The 20681-nt window shown below is 66.5% G+C and carries 19 protein-coding genes; 8 read left to right on the forward strand and 11 right to left on the reverse strand.

Translation table 11 applies throughout. The annotated features are described in order from the left end of the window. Nucleotides 1-79 precede the first annotated feature (79 nt). Nucleotides 80-679: a superoxide dismutase gene (locus ACT53U_RS07730; protein WP_476153844.1), complete on the reverse strand. Its 600-nt coding sequence runs from the start codon at nt 677-679 to the stop codon at nt 80-82. Nucleotides 680-821: 142 nt separating this feature from the next. Beyond that, nucleotides 822-1688 (reverse strand): branched-chain amino acid aminotransferase, encoded by an 867-nt coding sequence (locus ACT53U_RS07735; RefSeq protein WP_476153845.1) that lies wholly within the window; start codon nt 1686-1688, stop codon nt 822-824. A gap of 198 nt (nt 1689-1886) precedes the next feature. Here ACT53U_RS07735 and ACT53U_RS07740 point away from each other — a divergent pair, with 198 nt between their 5' ends. Together ACT53U_RS07740 and ACT53U_RS07745 are read left to right on the forward strand one after the other, a co-directional pair. Next, entirely contained in the window at nt 1887-2549 is a 663-nt protein-coding gene (locus ACT53U_RS07740) for a haloacid dehalogenase type II (protein WP_476135456.1), read from the forward strand. Between the two features lie 96 nt (nt 2550-2645). Next, nucleotides 2646-3677, forward strand: coding sequence for a CorA family divalent cation transporter (locus tag ACT53U_RS07745; RefSeq protein WP_476153846.1), 1032 nt, complete (start codon nt 2646-2648; stop codon nt 3675-3677). On the opposite strand, the gene ACT53U_RS07750 is transcribed toward ACT53U_RS07745, so the two are convergent. Genes ACT53U_RS07750 through ACT53U_RS07765 form a run of 4 tightly spaced genes read right to left on the reverse strand, consistent with a single transcriptional unit; the run spans nt 3667 to nt 8148 of the window. Next, nucleotides 3667-4092: a hypothetical protein gene (locus ACT53U_RS07750; RefSeq protein WP_476153847.1), complete on the reverse strand. Its 426-nt coding sequence runs from the start codon at nt 4090-4092 to the stop codon at nt 3667-3669. The genes ACT53U_RS07745 and ACT53U_RS07750 overlap by 11 nt on opposite strands. Nucleotides 4093-4105: 13 nt before the next feature. Beyond that, entirely contained in the window at nt 4106-5218 is a 1113-nt protein-coding gene (locus ACT53U_RS07755; RefSeq protein WP_476153848.1) for a DUF6161 domain-containing protein, read from the reverse strand. 12 nt (nt 5219-5230) lie between these two features. After that, entirely contained in the window at nt 5231-6613 is a 1383-nt protein-coding gene (locus ACT53U_RS07760; RefSeq protein ID WP_476153849.1) for a M20/M25/M40 family metallo-hydrolase, read from the reverse strand. A gap of 11 nt (nt 6614-6624) precedes the next feature. After that, a complete protein-coding gene (locus ACT53U_RS07765) occupies nt 6625-8148 on the reverse strand; it encodes a helicase HerA-like domain-containing protein (protein WP_476153850.1) in 1524 nt (507 codons plus the stop codon). 336 nt (nt 8149-8484) lie between these two features. Here ACT53U_RS07765 and ACT53U_RS07770 point away from each other — a divergent pair, with 336 nt between their 5' ends. Beyond that, nucleotides 8485-8961 (forward strand): hypothetical protein, encoded by a 477-nt coding sequence (locus tag ACT53U_RS07770; protein ID WP_476153851.1) that lies wholly within the window; start codon nt 8485-8487, stop codon nt 8959-8961. Between the two features lie 153 nt (nt 8962-9114). Then, on the forward strand, nt 9115-9519 hold the full coding sequence (locus ACT53U_RS07775; protein WP_476153852.1) for a DUF4332 domain-containing protein: 405 nt from the start codon (nt 9115-9117) through the stop codon (nt 9517-9519). 120 nt (nt 9520-9639) lie between these two features. Here the strand turns inward: ACT53U_RS07775 and ACT53U_RS07780 are convergent, their stop codons facing one another. Continuing rightward, complete coding sequence (locus tag ACT53U_RS07780) at nt 9640-10386, reverse strand: helix-turn-helix transcriptional regulator (protein ID WP_476153853.1); 747 nt, start codon at nt 10384-10386, stop codon at nt 9640-9642. A 362-nt stretch (nt 10387-10748) separates the two neighbouring features. Here ACT53U_RS07780 and ACT53U_RS07785 point away from each other — a divergent pair, with 362 nt between their 5' ends. Together ACT53U_RS07785 and scpA are read left to right on the forward strand one after the other, a co-directional pair. Continuing rightward, nucleotides 10749-12578: a methylmalonyl-CoA mutase family protein gene (locus tag ACT53U_RS07785; protein ID WP_476153854.1), complete on the forward strand. Its 1830-nt coding sequence runs from the start codon at nt 10749-10751 to the stop codon at nt 12576-12578. A gap of 134 nt (nt 12579-12712) precedes the next feature. Beyond that, a complete protein-coding gene (scpA, locus tag ACT53U_RS07790) occupies nt 12713-14878 on the forward strand; it encodes a methylmalonyl-CoA mutase (protein WP_476135441.1) in 2166 nt (721 codons plus the stop codon). Between the two features lie 76 nt (nt 14879-14954). Here the strand turns inward: scpA and ACT53U_RS07795 are convergent, their stop codons facing one another. Then, nucleotides 14955-15245, reverse strand: coding sequence for a DUF1330 domain-containing protein (locus ACT53U_RS07795; protein ID WP_476153855.1), 291 nt, complete (start codon nt 15243-15245; stop codon nt 14955-14957). Between the two features lie 135 nt (nt 15246-15380). On the opposite strand from ACT53U_RS07795, the gene ACT53U_RS07800 reads away from it, so the two are divergent. Next, the gene (locus ACT53U_RS07800) at nt 15381-16013 is read left to right on the forward strand and encodes a DUF1131 family protein (protein ID WP_476153856.1); all 633 of its coding nucleotides are present in this window, start codon (nt 15381-15383) and stop codon (nt 16011-16013) included. A gap of 28 nt (nt 16014-16041) precedes the next feature. On the opposite strand, the gene ACT53U_RS07805 is transcribed toward ACT53U_RS07800, so the two are convergent. Genes ACT53U_RS07805 through ACT53U_RS07815 form a run of 3 tightly spaced genes read right to left on the reverse strand, consistent with a single transcriptional unit; the run spans nt 16042 to nt 18904 of the window. Beyond that, complete coding sequence (locus tag ACT53U_RS07805; protein ID WP_476153857.1) at nt 16042-16449, reverse strand: TadE/TadG family type IV pilus assembly protein; 408 nt, start codon at nt 16447-16449, stop codon at nt 16042-16044. After that, complete coding sequence (locus ACT53U_RS07810; protein ID WP_476153858.1) at nt 16446-16979, reverse strand: TadE/TadG family type IV pilus assembly protein; 534 nt, start codon at nt 16977-16979, stop codon at nt 16446-16448. Before ACT53U_RS07810 ends, ACT53U_RS07805 begins: the two co-directional genes overlap by 4 nt. Next, nucleotides 16976-18904, reverse strand: coding sequence for a hypothetical protein (locus ACT53U_RS07815; protein ID WP_476153859.1), 1929 nt, complete (start codon nt 18902-18904; stop codon nt 16976-16978). The genes ACT53U_RS07810 and ACT53U_RS07815 overlap by 4 nt, the downstream gene beginning before the upstream one ends. A 754-nt stretch (nt 18905-19658) precedes the next feature. Here ACT53U_RS07815 and meaB point away from each other — a divergent pair. Further along, on the forward strand, nt 19659-20678 hold the full coding sequence (meaB, locus tag ACT53U_RS07820) for a methylmalonyl Co-A mutase-associated GTPase MeaB (protein ID WP_476154013.1): 1020 nt from the start codon (nt 19659-19661) through the stop codon (nt 20676-20678). Nucleotides 20679-20681: the final 3 nt, after the last annotated feature.

A 20681-nucleotide genomic window follows, 5' to 3' on the forward strand; every position in this document is an offset into this window, starting at 1 on the left:
AGAAAGCGTTCACGCGGAAACGCAAAACGGCCGGACACGAGGTCCGGCCGTTCGATGTGTCGTCGATCGCGAGCGCCGATCAGACGGCCTTCTCGTAGCACTCCAGGACGTAGTCCCAGTTGATCAGGCTGTCGACGAAGGTCTCCAGGAACTTCAGGCGCAGGTTGCGGTAGTCGATGTAGTAGCAGTGCTCCCACACGTCCGCGGTCAGGATCGGCTTGGCGCCGACGGTCAGCGGATTGTCGGCATTGCCGGTCTTGGAGATGACGAGCTTGCCGTCCTTGACCGAAAGCCAGGCCCAGCCGGAGCCGAACTGGGTGACGCCGGCCTGCACGAAGTCGGCGCGGAACTTGTCGTAGCCGCCGAGGTCGGAGTCGATCGCGGCCTGGAGCTTGGCCGGGATCTTCTTGCCGCCGCCGTCCTTCTTCATGAACTTCCAGAATTCGGCGTGGTTGAAGTGCTGGGCGGAGTTGTTGAACACCGCGACGTTCTTGCCGGCCGAAGCGACGATGATCTCCTCGAGCGACTTGCCCTCGAACTCCGTCCCCTTCACCAGATTGTTCAGGTTGGTGACGTAGGTCGCGTGATGCTTGTCGTGGTGGAACTCGAGCTGCTCGACCGAGAAATACGGGGCGAGCGCGTCGTAGGCATAGGGCAGCGGGGCGAGTTCGAAAGCCATCGGAAGGACTCCTGCGGAATGGCGGTCGCCGGCGTCTCGGGTGAGCGGCGACCGGGAAGGGCCACGTGCAACATAGGGAGGACTACGGACCTCGGCAACCGCCGCGCCCGAATTCTTCCAGTTCGAAGCACCCTACGCCCCATTATGCGTGGGCGAAATCCCAATAGAGTCGGCGGGCCAGACGATAGACCGGGCCGGGCTCCAGTTCGCGATTCTCGAAGCGGACGATCGGCATCACCTTGGTGTAGTTGCCGGTCGAGAACATCTCGTCGGCGCCGAGGAAATCCTCGTAGCGCAGCGTCTTCTCGACGACCGGCGTGCCCGCCTTGCGCAGGAGGTCGATGGTGCGGGCGCGCGTGATGCCGGCGAGGAAGGTGCCGTTGGCGATCGGCGTCATGGCGACGCCATCCTTGACCATGAAGACGTTGGCGGAGGCCAGTTCCGCGACGTTTCCGAGCATGTCGAGGACGAGGGCGTTGTCGAAGCCCTTTTCGCGTGCCTCGCGGGCGGCGCGCGCGTTGTTGGGATAGAGGCAGCTCGCCTTGGCATCGGTCGGCATGCATTCGAGCGTCGGCCGGCGGAAGCGAGACAGCGTCACGGTGATGCCGGTCGGCGGCAGCATCGGCGCCTCCCACAGCGTCAGTGCGAAGCGGGTGGAGGCCGGATCGGCGCCGATCACGAGATTGGGATGATCGTGCTCGCCCCAGTAGCTCGGGCGGATGTAGAGCTCGGCGTCGCGGGAAAAGCGCGTGAGGCCGTCCTTGGCGAGTTCGAGGATCTCCTCGTCGCGCATCGTCGGCTCGAGGCCGACGGCGCGGGCCGAACGGTTGGTGCGGGCGCAATGGCGATCGAGGTCGGGCGTCACGCCCTCGAAGGCGCGGGCGCCGTCGAACACCGAGGTGCCGAGCCAGAAGGCATGGCTGCGCGGCCCGATCAGGGGCGGATTGCCCTCCAGCCATTCGCCGTCGAACCACGTCCAGGTCTTCGGGTTCTCGATGCCGTGCGCCATGATGCCGCCTTTCGGGTGATGAGTGGGAACCCCACCGATACGACCGTACAGCAAGCAATGCAAGGATCGGCGGCGGCGACGGCCGATCCGCGTGTGACGCGGTGCGTCGGGCGAACGGCGGAGGGGCACGGCGATTGCCCCTTTTCCTCGGCGGTCGGTTCGGTCCATTGTCGCCTCTCCCGATCCACGGAGCGACGCATGTCCCACGCGATCTACGTCTTCGATGCCTATGGAACCCTGTTCGACGTCCACGCGGCGGTGCGCCGTCATGCCGACGAGGTGGGACCCGAAGGACAGCTCCTGTCGGCCCTGTGGCGCGCCAAGCAGCTCGAATATTCGTGGATGCTGACCATGATGGGCCGCTACAAGGACTTCTGGACGCTGACCGAGGAGGCGCTCGACTATGCCTTCGCCCGGGTGCCGCAGGCCAATCGCGCCTCGCGGGCGGCGCTGCTCGACAGCTATCTCACCTGCGACGTCCACCCGGACGTGCCGGAAGTGCTGAAGCAGTTGAAGATGCGCGGCGCCAAGATCGTCATCCTGTCGAACGGCACGCCGAAGATGCTCGCGGCGGCCTGCCGCTCCGGCGGCATCGACGAGGTGGTCGACGACATCGTCTCGGTCGACGAGATCAAGATCTACAAGCCCGACCCGCGCGTCTACGACCTCGTCACCACGCGTTACCGCTGCTTCCCCGAGGCCGTGTCGTTCCAGTCGTCGAACCGCTGGGACGCGGCCGGCGCCACTGCCTTCGGCTTCCGCTCGGTCTGGGTCAACCGCAACGACCTGCCGGAGGAATACAACGAGTTCCGCCCGGCCGCCGTGCTGCCGAGCCTCACGGGACTGCTGACGCTGGGCTGATACGACACCCTGTCATCGAACCGTCGCACGGAACCCCCAAGGGTGGAGCGAAACGGGGCCGGCCGCCCCGCCCGCGCCTCTCTGCCCGAGGGAACCATGACCGTCGCCGACCGGACCCGCGCCCACTCCGCCCTCGAAGGGCTCGCCGAGCCGATGCCGGGGCTGGTCTTCGCTCACGCCTTCGACGAGGCCGGCCATGCGCATGTCCTCGCCGACGCCGAGGCGATCGGCGCGGCGCTCGCCGCCCGCGACGGCTGGGTGTGGCTCCACTTCAATCTCGTCGACGTCCGGGCCGGCGAATGGATCGGCCATTCGAGCCTGCCGGAGACGGCGCGCGATCTGCTGCTCGATCCCGACGACCACCTCCGGCTCGCCGCCGAGGACTCGGCCCTCTTCGGTGTCTTTGCCGACTTCCGCCGCGAGTTCGCCCGCGACACCCGCGGCGACATCGCCCATCTGAAGTTCGCCCTGCACGGCCGGCTGCTCGTCACCGGCCGGCGCCAGTCGCTGCGCTCGATCGAAGGCGTGCGGCGGGCGATCGTTCGCGGCGAGGCCTTCGAGAGCGGCGAAGCGCTGCTCGAGTGGGTATTCGATACCTTCGCCGACGAAGTGACCGCCACCGCGCGCGAACAGGCCGAGAAGCTCGAGGTGATCGAGGAGCGCGTGGTCGAGGACCGGGTCGATCCGGAGGATCTCCGCGTCGGACCGATCCGGCGCATGGCGCTCAGGCTGTCGCGTCAGGTCGGCGCGCTGCGCATCCACTTCGCCGCCCTCGTCGACGACCGCGAACGCGATCTGCCCGAGGACGTCTTCGCCATGGCCGAACGGGTGGCGCTGCGCCTCGCCTCGGTGGCGCGCGATGTCGAGGCGATTCAGGAACGGGCGCGGATCATCCAGGAAGAAGCCTCCGCCAAGGCGGCCGACCACATGAACCGGCAGCTGTCGACCCTCTCCGCGCTGACCGCCCTGTTCCTGCCGGCGACGCTGGTGACCGGCGCCTTCGGCATGAACACCAAGGGGCTCCCCTTCGGCGACGACGAGACCGGCTTCTTCCTCGCCTGTCTCGTGGCGCTGATGGGCTCGGGCGCGGTCTATCTGATCCTGCGCCGGCTCGGCATCATGAAGTGAGCGCCGCCTCGAGATCGGCCTGCACGGCCGGCTCGAGGTCGAACTCGAGATCGAGCCAGAGGAGCCCCACGGCCGTGACGGGCACGACGTTGGCGGCGACGACGATCTCGAACTCCATCCCCTCGCCCTCGGTCTCTTCGAAGCGGGTGAAGAGCCGCTCGCGATCGGCGGGCGCGACCAGCGCCGCGGCGAGCGCCTCGAGCCGGGCGCGATGGTCCGCCGGCGCGCCCTCCGGCAGACGCCACCAGAACCAGATGCGGGTGTGATCGCCGAGCTTGCGATAGGGCGCGGCGCCGGAGCGGACGATCTCGACGCCCCGAGGGGCGAGGATCGCGTCGAGCACCGCCCGCGCCCCCGCCTCGTCGGAGGCGTCGAGCACGGCGGCGCAGGGCGCGATCGGGCGGGAAAGCGTCATCCGGATCGATCCGTCATGATGGTTTTGAGCCCATCATTTCTTTGACGATATCGGCAAAGCTCGGAGGCGTGATCTCTTCATTTTGGTGGCCGGGAAGTGCGCGGAACAAAGAATTCAGAATTAAAATACGATCATTTGGTTGCATTTTTGCTTTTTCATCGGAAACCATAATATAATAAGTTAAAACAAGCGCCCTTCTCTGTTCAGCATCGTCACGCAATACAAATTCAGCTGCTGATAGCCTCGAAAAAATCCGAACAATCCAAAGAACAGCTACAATCGGCACAATAACAACTGGAATGAAAGGGTAGCCGCCGGAAGCCTTAAACATTTCAAGTAATTCAACTTTGAGCAAAGACCACTCGAAGAAGAATAGAGATACCACCGCCAATAATGTAAATACTGCTATACATAGATATGCATAGCCGAAAATTTTATGGGAAAATGATTTTTTACGCCAAATCCCCTCTGCTGAGGTCAAATTGGCAACCTCAATCGCCGCCTCTTTTATATGCTGAATATCAACGACCGTCGACTCCTTCAACTCGTCCAGAAGGCGACGTCCATTTATTACCTCCAAATTCAAGTTATTTTTTATTTCATCGCGATATTCATCAATTGATTTGATCGAGTTCGATACATCAATTATCTTTTGATCAATAATAGCAGCTTTCTTTCCAAGCGCACCGCCGCCATAGAGCGCAAAGAATATCTCATATAGATGAATAGCATCCCTATCTGGCCAATTCGAAATAATGCCTCGCATTGTCGCAACTAAGCTTTCGTCAATCGAAATTGAATCACTGAATTCCAAAAAAATATAATACATAAAAAATGCTCGTTCGATACTCTTATTCGATGTAAATATCCCACCAAGGGGATCTGTGTATCTTATGAATATTTTAGCCATCTCTCGATGAGAGTTGCCGTTAAATTCAACTTGGCTCCTCAAAAAATTCATGAGTCTTCTTTGTAATTCCGCACTCTCTTGGAATATTCTTCTTGAAAATGCATCGAAAAATGCATTAACCTTTCCGACGTGGACAATAACATCGTTCTGATTTTTTGATAAAAAGGGCTCGTCCGAAATACACTCGATAACTTTTGTAACAGGATAACTATACATCTCCCCCTCCCCTCACGCCAGGTTCTTCAGGATCCGCGCCCAGGAGCGGATGCCCTTGTGGAAGCTCTCGAGGTCGTATTTCTCGTTGGGCGAGTGGATACGGTCGTCGTCGAGGCCGAAGCCGACGAAGAGCGTCGGCATGCCGAGATACTTGGCGAAGGCGTTGCCGACCGGGATCGTGCCGCCCATGCCGGTCATCAGCGCCGGGACGTTCCATTCGTCGCCGAGCGCGCGACGGGCGGCGTCGAGGACCGGGCTGTCGAAGGGCATGGTGAAGCCGGCCGAGCCGCCGTGAGCGTGGAAGGTCACGGTCGCGTCGGGCGGCAGCATCTCGGTGACGCGGGCGCGGAAGGCGGCGCGGATCTTCTCGGGGTCCTGACCGCCGACGAGGCGGAAGGAGACCTTGGCCGAGGCCTTTGCCGGCAGCACGGTCTTGAAGCCGTCGCCGGTGTAGCCGCCGGTGACGCCGTTGAACTCGCAGGTCGGCCGCGCCCAGATCTGCTCCAGCACCGAACGACCCTCTTCGCCGGCCGCCGTCTTCAGCCCGACCGGGCCGAGGAAGCTCTCCTCGGTCGCCCCGAGCGCCCGCCAGGAGGCGTCGACCTCGGCCGGCAGATCGTCGACCCCGTCGTAGAAGCCGGGCAGCGTGACGCGGCCGGTGTCGTCGTGGAGGCTGGCGAGGATCCTGGTCAGGACGCGGATCGGGTTCCAGGCCGGGCCGCCGAAGAGGCCGGAATGGAGGTCGCGATCGGCGCAGGCGATCTTCGCCTCCTCGCCGACGAGACCGCGCAGGCTCGTCGTGATCGCCGGGCGGCCGCGCGCCCACATGTTGGTGTCGCAGACCAGCGCGAGATCATGCGAGAGCTCGGCGGCATGGGCCTCGAGGAAGGGCTCGAGCGAGGGCGAACCGCTCTCCTCTTCACCTTCGAGCAGCACCGTGACGCGGACCGGCAGGCGGCCCTCCTCGGCCAACAGCGCCCGCATTGCCTCGATGAAGATCAGCAACTGGCCCTTGTCGTCGGCCGAGCCGCGGCCGGTGATGACCTTCACCCCGTCGCGCTCCTCGACCTTCGGGTCGAAGGGATCGGCGTGCCACAGCTCCAGCGGATCGACCGGCTGGACGTCGTAGTGGCCGTAGAAGAGGACGTGGCGGGCGTCGTTCTCGACCGCGCCCTTCCAGTGGGCGACGACGATCGGGTGGAACGGCGTCTCGCGCAGAGAAGCCTCGAAGCCGAGATCGGCGAGGAGCTTCACGCAGTGCTCGCCGGTCGCGCGCACGTCGGCCGCGAAGGCCGGATCGGCGGAGATCGACTTCAGCCGGACGAGATCGAACAGACGAGCGAGGCTCGCGTCGAGATCGGCGTCGACGCGGGCGAGAACGGGATCGATGGACATGGCTTCCAATCTCACTTGAGGAGCGAACCGAGCACACCGCGCACGATGGCGTTGGTGATCTGGCGGCCGGCGGTCGAGGCGGCGGAACGGGCGGCCGACTTGACGATCGCCTCGCCCAGCGTCTGCGAGCGCGGACCGCCGGTCTTCATGGAGGCGACGCCGCCGACGGTCGACAGGATGCCCCCGAGGACGCCGTCGAAGAAGCCCCCGCCGGAGGGAGCAGGGTTGTCGCCACCGGGTTGCGACGGGCTCGCCTCGATCTTGCCGCGCAGCTTCTCGTAGGCCGAGGGGCGGTCGACCGCCTCCTCGTACTTGCCGGCGAGCGGCGAGGTGTTGACGAGGGTGGCGCGTTCCTCCGGCTTCAGCGGGCCGACGCGGGCCTCGGGCGGGCGGACGAAGGTGCGCTGGACGATCGAGGGCACGCCCTTGCCGTGCAGCATCGAGACCAGCGCCTCGCCGACCGCCAGCTCGGTGATCGCGGTCTCGGTCTTGAAGGCCGGGTTCTGGCGGAAGGTCTCGGCGGCGGCACGCACCGCCTTCTGCTCGCGCGGCGTGAAGGCGCGCAGCGCGTGCTGGACGCGGTTGCCGAGCTGGGCGGAGACGCTGTCCGGCACGTCGAGCGGGTTCTGCGTGACGAAATAGACGCCGACGCCCTTGGAACGGATCAGGCGGACGACCTGCTCGACCTTCTGGATCAGCGCCGGCGGCGCCTCGTCGAAGAGGAGATGCGCCTCGTCGAAGAAGAAGACGAGCTTGGGTCGATCGAGGTCGCCGACCTCGGGCAGCTTCTCGAACAGTTCGGAGAGCAGCCACAGCAGGAAGGTCGCGTAGAGCCGCGGGTTCGACATCAGGTCGTCGGCGGCCAGCACGTTGATGCGGCCACGACCCTGCGCATCGGTCGCCATCAGGTCGGCGATCGCCAGAGCCGGTTCGCCGAAGAAGGCGTCGCCGCCCTGCTGTTCCAGCACCAGCAGTTGGCGCTGGATGGCGCCGACCGAGGCCTTGGAGACGTTGCCGTAGTCGACCGTCAGCTCGTCGGCGCGCTCGGCGACATGGGCGAGGACGGCGCGCAGGTCCTTGAGGTCGAGGAGCAGCAACCCCTCCTCGTCGGCGAGCTTGAAGACGATGTTGAGCACGCCTTCCTGCACGTCGTTGAGGCCCATCAGGCGCGAGAGCAGCAGTGGCCCCATCTCGGTGATGGTGGCGCGGACCGGGTGGCCCTGGACGCCGAAGACGTCCCAGTAGACGGTGGTGAACTTCTTCGGTTCCCACTCGGTGAAGCCGATGTCGGCGCAGCGCTTGGCGATCCAGTCCTTCTCCTCGCCCTTGGCGCCGATGCCGGAGAGATCGCCCTTGATGTCGGCGGCGAAGACCGAGACGCCGGCCTCGGCCAAGCCTTCGGCGAGCACCTGCAGCGAGACGGTCTTGCCGGTGCCGGTGGCGCCGGTGACGAGGCCGTGGCGATTGGCGAGCTTCAGCTCCAGCCATTCGTCCTCGACGCTCTTGCCCAGATAGACGCCGCCCTCGATGTGCATCGGATTCTCCCCGGAAATCAGTATGCCCTTCCATAGCTCGCGCGCGTCCGCTTGGGAACACGGGCGGGCCCCGTCACACCCGTCGGCGGGGTCCTCGTCGTCGGCGCGCCGAGGCCCTTGTTCGACCACCTTACCTTGTGGCAGGTTCGGCCGCCGACGGATTTCCGGGTGGTTCCCGCAAGGCGCGCGATCGGGATCGTGCGGGGCGGGAATGGAACCTCCGGCAGCCACGCCGCGACCGCCCGGTCGCGGAAGGGGGGAGGAGACCACGAGGCACCCCTCCGAACGACATTCGACCGGCGTCATCCGACGCCGCGGCCTTCGAGGACAGGTCCCATGCAGGAAATCATCGACAAGATCGCCGCCCAGGTCGGCATCGACCCCGCCACCGCCGAAAAGGCCGTGGCGATGATCATCGACTTCATCTCGGCCCATGCCCCGACCCAATATGTCGACATGGTCAAGCAGTACGTTCCCGGCTTCGACCAGATGGCGGCCGCGGGTGCGGCCCACGCGGAAGCCGCGGCGACCGAGACGGGTGCCGCCGGCGGCGGCCTGATGGGCGCGCTCGGCGGTCTGATGGGCGGCGGCGGCATCGCCGGTGCGCTCGGCAGCCTGATGGGCGGCTCGGAAGGCGGCGGCATGGGCGCGGGCCTGGCGCTGCTCGGCAACCTCCAGAAGGAGGGGCTCGACATCGGCCAGATCAAGGAGATCGGCGGCAGTCTCGTCGGCCAGCTGAAGCAGGTCGCCGGCGACGAGAACGTCGACAAACTGCTCGCCAACATTCCCGGCGCGTCGCATCTGATCGGCTGACGGCGTCCGTCCGGACAATATCGCGCCCGATCTCCCGGACTTCCGCTCGGGGGGATTGTGGAATCACGGTTTTCGGGATCAAATCCCCGACCATAATCTCTCGAGCCGACGCCGGTTTCAGTCCGGCGCGGCGATCCAGCGAGGAACCGCGCAATGACCAACATCGTGGACATCGAAGGCATCGGCCCGGCCTACGCCGCCAAGCTGACGGCGATCGGCCTGAAGACCGTGGAGGCCTATCTCGAGGCCGCCAAGGACCCGAAGGGCCGCAAGGACATCGCCGAGAAGACCGGCATCTCCGACAAGCTGGTGCTGGCCTGGGCCAACAAGGCCGACCTCTTCCGCATCAAGGGCGTCGCCTCCCAGCTCTCCGACCTGCTCGAGGCCGCCGGCGTCGACACCGTCAAGGAGCTCAAGCACCGCAACGCCGCCAACCTCCATGCCAAGATGGTGGAAGTGAACGCGGCCAAGAACCTCGTGAACCACATCCCCGGCGAGAACCAGGTCGCGGCCTGGATCGAGGAGGCCAAGACGCTTCCGCCGATGCTCACCTACTGAGGTTCGACGCGGGCGCGGCCCTCGGGCCGCCGACGCGCGCGACATACGGGCCGGATCGGGCGACCGATTCGGCCCGTTCGCGTTTCCCGGTTCTCGCCTCATGGATCCGCCCGCGGGCGTTCAAAGGGTGATCTGGCCGTGGCGCAATGCCTCGATGACCGTGTGGGTCTTGTTCGAGGCGTTCATCTTGTCGGCGGCGTTCTGGAGATGGGCGTGGACGGTGCGCTGGGAGATCGCCAGAAGTTCGGCGATCTCGCCGGCGGTCTTGCCGATCGCCGTCAGCGACAGGACATGACGTTCGCGATCGGAGAGGTCGCCGGGGCGGGCACGCTCCAGCCAACCGACGCGTGCAAGCCCCCGCAGGGCCGCCCTGCAGAAATAGGAGAGCTCGTCGAGGGCGTCGGGCGTTGTGGCGAGAGCGCCTCCGGCCAGTATCACGCAGCCCTGCCAGGGACGCGGCTCGCGCATCGGCAGCACCACCACCGAGGCGTCGGCACCGCCCGCCGCGGCGAGCAGGTCCGACCCCGCGAGGGCCGGCGGAGGGACCGCGGCGTCATCGGGGCTGAGCGGGTAGAGCCCCCCGTCACGGACGGCGAAGGGACGGTCGCGCGTCAGACAGCACGACAGCAACGGGTCGCCGGACGAGACGTCGAGAAGATGGCCGCCGGAGCGCAGATCCGGCCAGTTCACGCGGACGACGAGCTTCGCCATGCCCCGCCGCGGCAGGGGCAGTCCGGTGATCAGCACGTGGGTGGCGCCCAGTCGTCGCAGACGGCTCTCGAGCGCCTCCAACACCCGACCGCCGTCGCATTCCACGGAGAAGCGCGCCGCCTCTCCGTAGAGCCCTCCACACTCTCCCCTGCCCATTCCTCTGGTCTCCCCCTTCAAGGGACACTGAGACCGTTCCCCAAATCGTTCAATTGTCGGTTTTACGAGGGATGACGTAAGCGTCACCCTACGAAGGTTTCAGGCCGGAAAGGGCCGTTTTCGCGCCTCCCTACCATCGTCTAATTCCAGATTCCGCGGAAATCCCCCCTATCGGGGCGGCGATCGAGGCGCGACACTGTCGCGCGGGCGGAAGCGCTCGCAGGGGGCGACCTTCGTCCTTCCGTGACGCTACGGATACCGACGATCGCGCCGGGGAACCATCGTTCGTCGTCGACGGACGAGAGTTCCGAGGAAGACGCCGCGTCCCTCTCGAGGGGCCGCGTCAGACGTGGGAGACGACGGTGAGCGCGAAGGCTACGGGACTGATGGGGTCTTTCGACCCGCGCGGCTGGGACGACTGGGTCGGCGTGGCGACCAAGGCCTTGAAGACGGTGCCGTTCGATCGGCTGAAGTCCTCGACCGCCGACGGCATCACGATCGAGCCGATCTACGAGGGCAACCCGACCCCGGCGCCGCTCGGCGCGCGCACGGCGGGCAAGCCCTGGACCGTCATGGCCCGCATCGACATCCCCGGCAACAAGACCGCCAACGCCCAGGTGCTCGACGATCTCGTCGGCGGCGCCTCCGGCCTCGACCTCGTCTGCGCCGAGAGCCCGAACGCCTACGGCCACGGCCTGACGATCTCCTGCGACGGCTGCGTCAAGACGCTGCTCGGCGGGGTGCATCTCGACCTGATCCCGATCCGGCTCGACGCCGGCCATCGCAGCGCCGACGTCGCCGACATCCTCCTCGGCGTGGCGCGCGAGCAGGGTAAGACGGTCGATCTCTCCGTCATCAACGATCCCATCGGCCTCCTCGCCGCCACCGGCAGGCTCGGCGCCAAGGCGGAAGACGCCATCGCCGCCGCCGCGGAGGCCGCCAAGCGTTTCCCCGGCACCGCGCTCGAGGCCGACGGCCGCGTCTGGCACGGCGCCGGCGCCTCCGAGGTGCAGGAGCTCGCCGCGCTGATCGCCACGGCCGTGACCTATCTGCGCGCGCTCGAGGCGGCCGGCTTCGACCTCGCGGATGCCGCGTCGAAGATCGGCTTCACCGCGGTCGCCGACCAGAACCAGTTCCGCTCGATCGCCAAGCTCCGGGCGCTGACGCTCCTGTGGGCGCGCGTGCTCGAGGCCTGCGGCGTCGCCACCAGGGCGCCGCGCATCCATGTCGAGACGGCCCGCCGGATGATGGCGCGGCGCGACTCCTTCACCAACATGCTGCGCACCACCATCGCCACCTTCGCCGCCGGCGTCGCCGGGGCGACCTCGGTGACGGTGCTGCCCTTCACCCAGGCGATCGGCCTGCCGGACGCCTTCGCCCGGCGCGTCGCCCGCAACACCCAGTCGGTACTGATCGAGGAATCGAACCTCCACCGCGTCGCCGACCCGGCGGCGGGCTCGGGCCTCGTCGACACCGAGACGGCCGAGATGGCCGAGCGCGCCTGGGCGCTGTTCCAGGTGATCGAGGCGGAAGGCGGCATCGTCGCGGCGCTGCGCTCCGGCTCGCTCCATGCCAAGGTCGCCGGCGTCGCCAAGACCCGTATCGATGCCATCGCCAAGCGCCGTGAGCCGGTGACCGGCGTCTCCGAGTTCCCCAACATCGCCGAGGGCGCCGTCGCCGTGATGGAGACGCCCGCGCCGACGCCCCGTACCGTGCCGCCGGTCGAACACGTCACCGCCTTCGTGCCCCATGCGCTGGGCGAGGCCTTCGAGGCGCTTCGTGACCGCGCCGACGCCGCCGGCATCCGCCCGACGGTCTTCCTCGCCAATCTCGGCCGCATCGCCGACTTCACGGCGCGGTCGACCTGGGCCAAGAACGTCTTCGAGGCGGGCGGCATCCAGGCGCTGACCAACGACGGCTTCGCCTCGATCGAGGCGCTGTCGGCGGCCTACAAGGCGTCCGGCGCCCAGGTCGCGGTGATCGCCTCCTCCGATGCCGTCTACGACGAGCAGGCGGTGAAGGCGGCGACCGCACTGGCGGATGCCGGCTGCGAGATCCTCTATCTCGCCGGCAAGCCCGTCGACGCGGAGAAGAAGGCGGCCTACGCCAAGGCCGGTGTCACCGGCTTCGTCCATGTCGGCATCGACGTGGTGGCGACGCTCTCCGACGCGCTCGACAAGCTCGGCGCCTGATCGACCCCGAGGGGCGGACGACGCCCCTCGTCTTCCGATCGTCGATCTTGCGCGAAGCGTGATCGACGGGAATTCTTCCCCGCGGGGCCGAGGGCGCGCAGCGCGACCCGGCACCGGAGACCGAGGAGAGGCCGATGAGCCGCATCCCTGACTTCAGCAGCGTTCCCTTCTCCACCGTCGCCGTGCCGGCCTCCGCCGAAGGCGCCGAGGTGTGGACGACGCCGGAAGGCATCGACGTCAAGCCGGTCTACGGCGCGAGCGACCTCGAGGGCCTCGATTTTCTCAAGACCTGGCCGGGTCTGCCGCCGTTCCTGCGTGGCCCCTACCCGACCATGTACGTCAATCAGCCCTGGACGATCCGTCAGTACGCCGGCTTCTCCACAGCCGAGGATTCCAACGCCTTCTATCGCCGCAACCTCGCGGCCGGTCAGAAGGGCCTGTCGGTCGCCTTCGACCTCGCGACCCACCGCGGCTACGACAGCGACCATCCGCGCGTCACCGGCGACGTCGGTATGGCGGGCGTGGCGATCGATTCGATCTACGACATGCGCACCCTCTTCTCGGGCATCCCGCTCGACCAGATGAGCGTGTCGATGACGATGAACGGCGCGGTGCTGCCGATCCTGGCGCTCTTCGTGGTGGCGGCCGAGGAACAGGGCGTCGACCAGTCGAAGCTCTCGGGCACCATTCAGAACGACATTCTGAAGGAGTTCATGGTCCGCAACACCTACATCTATCCGCCTATTCCCTCGATGCGGATCATCGCGGACATCTTCGCCTACACTTCACAGAACATGCCGAAGTTCAACTCGATCTCGATTTCCGGCTATCACATGCAGGAAGCGGGCGCGACGGCGGACCTCGAGCTGGCCTACACGATCGCCGACGGCATCGAATACATCCGCGCCGGCCGCGCCGCGGGTCTCGATGTCGACGCCTTCGCCCCCCGCCTGTCGTTCTTCTGGGCGATCGGCATGAACTTCTTCATGGAAGTGGCGAAGCTGCGCGCCGCCCGCCTGATCTGGGCGAAGCTCGTGCAGCAGAACTTCCAGCCGAAGTCGGACAAGTCGCTGTCGCTGCGGACGCACTCCCAGACCTCGGGCTGGTCGCTGACGGCGCAGGACGTCTTCAACAACGTGGTGCGCACCGCGATCGAGGCGATGGCGGCGACGCAGGGTCACACCCAGTCGCTCCACACCAATGCGCTCGACGAAGCGCTGGCGCTGCCGACCGACTTCTCGGCCCGCATCGCCCGCAACACCCAGATCCTGCTGCAGCAGGAGAGCGGCACCTGCAAGACGATCGACCCGTGGGGCGGCTCGGCCTATGTCGAACGGCTGACGGCCGAGCTCGCCGAAAAGGCGATGGCCCACATCGCCGAGGTCGAGGAACTCGGCGGCATGGCCAAGGCGATCGAGGCCGGCATCCCGAAGCTGCGCATCGAGGAAGCCGCCGCCAAGACCCAGGCGCGCATCGACAGCGGCTCGCAGACCGTCGTCGGCGTCAACAAGTACAAGCCCGAGAGCGAAGCCGCGATCGACGTGCTCAAGGTCGACAACTCGGCCGTCCGCGCGGCGCAGATCGAGAAGCTGAAGCGCCTCAAGGCCGAGCGCGTCGAGGCCGACACCCAGGCGGCGCTGGCGGCGCTGACCGCCTCGGCGGCGTCGGGTGAGGGCAACCTGCTCGACCTCGCGATCAAGGCGGCACGCGCCAAGGCGACCGTCGGCGAGATCTCGATGGCGCTCGAGCAGGTGTTCGGCCGGCACAAGGCCGAGATCAAGTCGATCCAGGGCGTCTACAAGCGCGAGGTCTCCCGCATGAGCGATGCCGTCGAGAAGGTGCAGCAGCTCGTCGCCGAGTTCGAGACGAACGACGGTCGTCGTCCGCGCATCCTGGTCGCCAAGATGGGCCAGGACGGCCACGACCGCGGCCAGAAGGTGATCGCGTCCGCCTTCGCCGACCTCGGCTTCGACGTCGACATCGGACCGCTGTTCGCGACGCCGGAAGAGGCCGCCCGTCAGGCGGTGGAGAACGACGTCCACATCGTCGGCGTTTCGTCGCTCGCCGCCGGCCATCTGACGCTGGTTCCTGCGCTCAAGGCGGCGCTGGAGGCGGAAGGCCGCGGCGACATCATGATCGTCGTCGGCGGCGTGATACCGCCGCAGGACTTCCAGGCGCTGATCGACTTCGGCGCCGCGGCGATCTTCCCGCCCGGCACGGTCATCGCCGACGCCGCGGTGAAGCTGATCGCCGACCTCAACGCCAAGCTCGGCTACGGCCCGGCCGCCGCGGCGGAGTGATCGAGGCATCGGCCTCGCGGACGAGACATCAGGCCCGTCGGGTGCGCCCGGCGGGCCTTCGTCGTCTTCGGGGCGATCACATCCCGTCGACGATGACGATGGTCCGCTTCGCCGATGCGCGGCCGATCTTCAAGACTTCGGCATATTCGGCCGAATCGTAGAAGCCGTTCGCCGCCTCCGCCGAGGGGAAGCGGATGATGACCAGCCGCGACGGGTCCCACAGATCGTTCTCCTTGACGAAGAGAGCGCCGCCGCGGGCGAGGTATTCGCCGCCCCATTTCTCGGCGAGCGGGCGGGCGAGGCGCTTGTAGTCCTCGTAGGCTTCCGGGTCGGTCAGGGCGGTGTCGGCGATCAGGTAGGCGGCCATGGGACGTCCTCTCGAACGAGACGGACCGCGGCGCGGATCTCGCGGGCGTGTCCGAAGGCGCGGGCGTGACAGCGCCGCCGCGTCGCCTTATTCGACATGCAGAGCAGAACGAACGTTGATTCGAAAGGGTATCGAATGGCGACCCAGCCTGTCGATCGGAGCGGCGCGCGCCTCGGCGCAGCCTTGGTTCTCACCGCGACCATGGCGTCCCTCGCCGCCTGTGCCCCGACCGGCGACAGCTTCGGCACCGGCCCCTCCCGCCCCGCCTTCCAGGCGACCGGCGACACGTTCATGCAGATCACGGCGCAGGGCGCCGGACCGATCGGCGCGGCGACGCCCTTCTCCTCCAAGGCGATCACCGCGCAGCTTCCGGGCTATTCGACCGGCACCGTCACCATCGGTCTCGAGACCTCGACGCCGGAAGCCATGGTGCTGTTCAAGGACGCCTACGGCGGCCGCATCCAGGTGCTGCACATCCTCGGCCAGGGCGGCCGGATCGCCCAGATCCACGGCGTCACCCATCACGTCGTCGGCCCGGCCGGCGAGCGTGCCGGCATGACCTTCCGCGAGACCGGCACCGATCCCTCGACCTGCCGCATCGGCACCGACCTGTGGCTCGGCATGGCGATCTGCAAGTCGCGCGGGGCGCCGAACGTGACGCTGACCTTCTCGTTCCAGGGCGAGGCGGCGATGAGTTCGCAACTCCCCTCCCGTCAGGTGCTCGACACCGGCATGCTCCAGCGGATCATCTGGACGCCGCCGAGCTGACGCGAGAGCGGCGCGGCGGCGGGTGGTATCAGTTGTTCGGGTAGGACGCCTCGATCGAGAGCGTGATCGGCACGGCGAGGATCGTCGTGTCCAAGGCGATGGCGACCTTGGTGAAGAGGCCGCCGGCGACGCTGACCGAACGCTGGACGGTGATGTTCGAGGCGGCGAGTTCCGACACGCCGGACGCGCTCGCTTGGGCGAGGGCGAAACACACGCCGGCATCCGACGACCCGCAGCCCGAGGTGATCGTGCTGCAGGAATTCGAGCCGATCGCCACGCAGCGCGCCGTCGTCCTGGCGACCCCCTGGATCACGTTCCACTTCCAGAAGACGATACCGGCGTCGAGCGAACCGATGGCCAGAACGAGGAGGACCGGCGCGATCAGAGAAAACTCGACCGCCGCAGCCCCGTCGTCGCGTCGAAACAACTTCTTCATTGCACCCGCACGATGATCGTCTCCTGGAGCGGAAACACCGAACTGACGATGGGATCCGTCGGAAATATGTTCGTCAGAGTCGTCGAGACGGTCAACGTCACGTACTGACCGCCGTAGAGGTTCGACGCGCAGGACGACGACGACGACGACACCTGCGTCCAGCTCGGCGGCGATCCCGAGACGCAGTAGTACTTCCCCGCTCCCGAGCCGTCGGTGGTGTTGTTGATCTTGACGGTCACGGTCGGCGCCGGGCTCAAGCCGGAGACCGTCGTCACCACCGAGGTGACCGAGGTCGCGAAAGCGGAGAAGTTGGACGACGTCAGGGACGCTCCGTTCTTCTGGATGTATTGCGCGCCGGCTGCGGCGGCCGAGATCAGGCGGAGCTGGGTGTTGAAGGCGAAGCCGAAATCGACGACCAGCATCAGGATCAGAGACACGACGGGCGCGAGCAGCGCGAACTCGACGGCGGCGATCCCCCGTTCCGAACGCCACAGATCGGAACGCGCTGCCCGGCGCGGTGCGGATCTCATTGGATGAGCACCCCCGACGAGGACGATGTCGCCGTCGACCCCGCGAAGCCGCGGCACGGCGCGACGGAGAGGTTGGTGCTCTGATAGATGTCGACGACGCCGCCGACGATCTGGAAACAGCCGTTCGACGGCACCGTGACCGTCTGGCTGTTGTAGATCGACACGTTGGAGATCGGCACGTAGATCATCCCCGACAGCGTGTCGGACACCGATCCCGACTGGTAGAGATTGAACGTCCCACCCCAGATGGCGAAGAGCACGTCGCGGTAGCCGCGCGTGGGCGAGGACGCGGTCGGTGCGATCGCGCTGAACGTGCCGCTCCCCAGGAGACTGACGGTTCCGCCGTAGAGCGCGAAGGTCGTCCCGGTCGCGGTGAAGGCCTTCGACGTGAGCCAGAACGACCCGCCGTACATGTAGACCGTGCCGCTGCCGGTCGAGGCCGAGCCGCCGTTGCCGAAGGTCAGCGCATTGCCGTTGGCGGTGATCGAGCCGCCGTAGAAATAGACGTCGCCGACGCCGAAGGTCGTGCTCGAACCGGAGTTCAGGATGAGGGAACCGCCCTGGAAATAGTAGGGGCCGTCACCGAATGCCATCGCTCCGTTGTTGTAGATGGTTCCGCCGTAGAAATAGAACGGTCCGGTTCCGAAGATCAAATTCGCCGTCGACGAATTGTTGTAGATGCTGCCACCCCAGAGATAGAACGAGCCGTTGCCGAAGGTCATGGTCGATCCGGCATTGTTGTAGATCGACCCATAGTTGAAATAGTAGGTGGCGTTACCGAAGGAGACCGACGCGTTGCCGTTGTTGAACAGGCTGCCCTTGAAGACGAAGGTGACCTTGGCGCCGGCGGCGACGTTGAACGCGGCGCTGCCGCCGGAGTTGACGGTGATCGACCCGCCGACGACGTAGCACCCCGAACCGAAGGTCAGGGTGTTGGCGCCGTTGAAGATGAAGCTGCCCGAGATCGTCGTGGGCGAGGTGCAGTTCGGATCGGCGCTGCCGGTACCGGGGAAGGTCAGGGTCGACCCGGTCGACTGGATCGTTCCGTAGAGCGTCGACTGTGGCAGGGTGGCCGAGGTGTTGGTGTAGGTCTTGTCGCCGCCCCACCAGACGGTGGGGTTCACCGGCGGCAGCAGCCCGTAGTCCCAGCCGAGCATCATGCCGAGCAGCTTGCTCTTGAGGGTGGAGAGGCGCGTGTCGCTGGCATAGATGTCGGAGATCGACGCGCCGAAGGTGAACGAGCCGAGCGAGGGCGTCACCGCTGCGGTCGAACAGATGTAGAGCGCCTCGAAGAGCTGGATGTAGCCGACCTTCACCGCGGAGACGTCTATCTTCGCAGTACCGCAGCCATAGAGATAGGTCTTCGCCTTGACCGTACAGGTCGAGCCCTTCACGACCGCATAGTTGTAGATGTTGACGGGGCCGACCAGCGACGTGACGCAGTCGCCGCCGCCGGCGACCGATGTCCAGGACGTCGTCTCGGTCCCGATCGACGTGTCGGTCGAGAGCAGGCCCAAGCCGAACGGGACGTCCTTGTCGATGACGGTCTGCAGGGCCGTGCTGCCGTCGCCGCGCGGGGAGTTGCCGGCCGTGACGGTGATCGTCGCCGAGCCGAAACCGTTGATCTCGGCGACGTTCTTCGCCGTCGCCACGGCCGTTGCGGTGGCGGCACCGTTGGAAATGGCGGACGTGGTGTTCGACGCCGCCAGATTGGCCACGTCGGCGACCATCTGGGAGCGCTGCTTCGCCACATAGACGAGGGAAAGGTCGATCGTGAACGAGGCGACCAGCAGCATCGCGGCGATGAAGGCCGCCGCCATGATCGCGACCCCACCGTCGGCGTTACGCGCCAGGCCTCGCGCCAGTTCGACGAGACGCGCTCCGCAAGCCTCCAGGGCGGAGGAATGGGGGAGTGGCGCTTGCATGAACTCTCGTCCTCACAGCCCGTTGTCCCGAAGAGATCGAGGCATCCTCGTCGTTCGGCTCGCCCGAATGCCCGCTCGCTCCGCAGGACGGAGATCGCCGTGGCCCATCGTGCAGACACCCGCTACAGGGACCCTCGCCGAGCGAGAGCCTGCAACCCGAACCCGATCAGCTCTCACCCCCTACCGTGAGTGCAATCAAACACCGGCTCGTCGGCCCTGGCGGCCATCGTCGCCACCACAACCAATGAGAGATTAAACGAGAAACAAGACTACGATTGCCTCGTCCGAGGAAGCTGCTTCCCGACGCCCTGCCCCCGTGTAGTCGACGGCATCTTTCCGAGATTATGCCAAATTCCTGTTAACAATTTACTGTCTGTCCTCTTCGATCGCGCCCGGGACGAGGCTCGCGACGGCGGAGCGGAGACATGCGGAGCGGCGGATAATTCCGCTGCGTCGCACCTCGTGGTGCGGAGTGACCCGCCTGCGAGCGAGTGCCCCGTGGTCTCGATCGGAACGACGATGCCGCGCCTCTTCCTGCAGGCGACCGCAAGCACATGTGAACGCTCTGGCACACCGCTCCGGCGGCGGCACTCGGCAATTGGTCGCGACGTCTGGACTCTCGCGTCGCGACGGGGCAGACCTTGCCGGACGCGCGCGAGCGCCCAGACGAGTGTCGCCGATGTCCACCTCTTCCTTCGCCCCGCCGACGGCGGGCCTCGCCCATGTCTCGGTCGATGCCGCCGGTGACGTCTCGATGACGCCGCCCGAAGCGAAGCCGGCTCCGGTCCATGCCGCGCGCGACGTGCCGGTCGAGGAACTCGCCGCCCGAATCGTCGCCGGCGACCGCTCGACGCTCGCCCGTGCCATCACGCTGGTGGAGAGCCGCAAGCCCGAGCATCAGGCGAAGGCGCGTCTGCTCGTCCAGGCACTGCTGCCGCATACCGGCAAGGCGCATCGCGTCGGCATCACCGGCGTGCCCGGCGTCGGCAAGTCGACCACCATCGATCAGCTCGGCGCCAATCTGACCGCGAGCGGCCACAAGGTGGCGGTGCTGGCGGTCGACCCGTCGTCGACGCGGACCGGCGGCTCGATCCTCGGCGACAAGACGCGGATGGCGCGGCTGGCGGTCGATCGCAACGCCTTCATCCGCCCCTCGCCCTCCTCCGGCACGCTCGGCGGCGTCGCCGCCAAGACGCGCGAGACGATGCTGCTCTGCGAGGCGGCGGGCTTCGACGTCATCCTGGTCGAGACCGTCGGCGTCGGCCAGTCGGAGACGACGGTCGCCGGCATGGTCGACTTCTTCCTCGTGCTGATGCTGCCGGGTGCCGGCGACGAGTTGCAGGGCATCAAGAAGGGCGTGCTCGAGATCGCCGACATGATCGCCGTCAACAAGTCGGACGGCGACAATGCGGTGCGCGCCCGTCAGGCGGCGTCGGAGTACCGCGCCGCGCTCAACATCATGGCCGCCAAGTCGGCCGCCTGGACGCCGCCGGTGGTGCTGATCTCAGGCCTCGCCAACCAGGGCCTCGACGCCATGTGGGAGCAGGTCGAGACGCATCGCACCAAGCTCGAGGCGACCGGCGAACACGCCGAACGCCGCTGCGTCCAGCAGGTCGCCTGGATGTGGTCGATGCTGGAAGAGCGGGTGATGCAGGCACTGCGTCACGACACCCGCGTCGCCGGCCGCCTGACGACGCTCGAGGCCGGCGTGCGCGACGGCACGGTCTCCGCCTCATTGGCGGTCGACGAGATCGCTGGGGCGCTGGGGATCTGATTC

It is taken from the genome of Pinisolibacter sp. DMC19 (genome assembly GCF_056313985.1).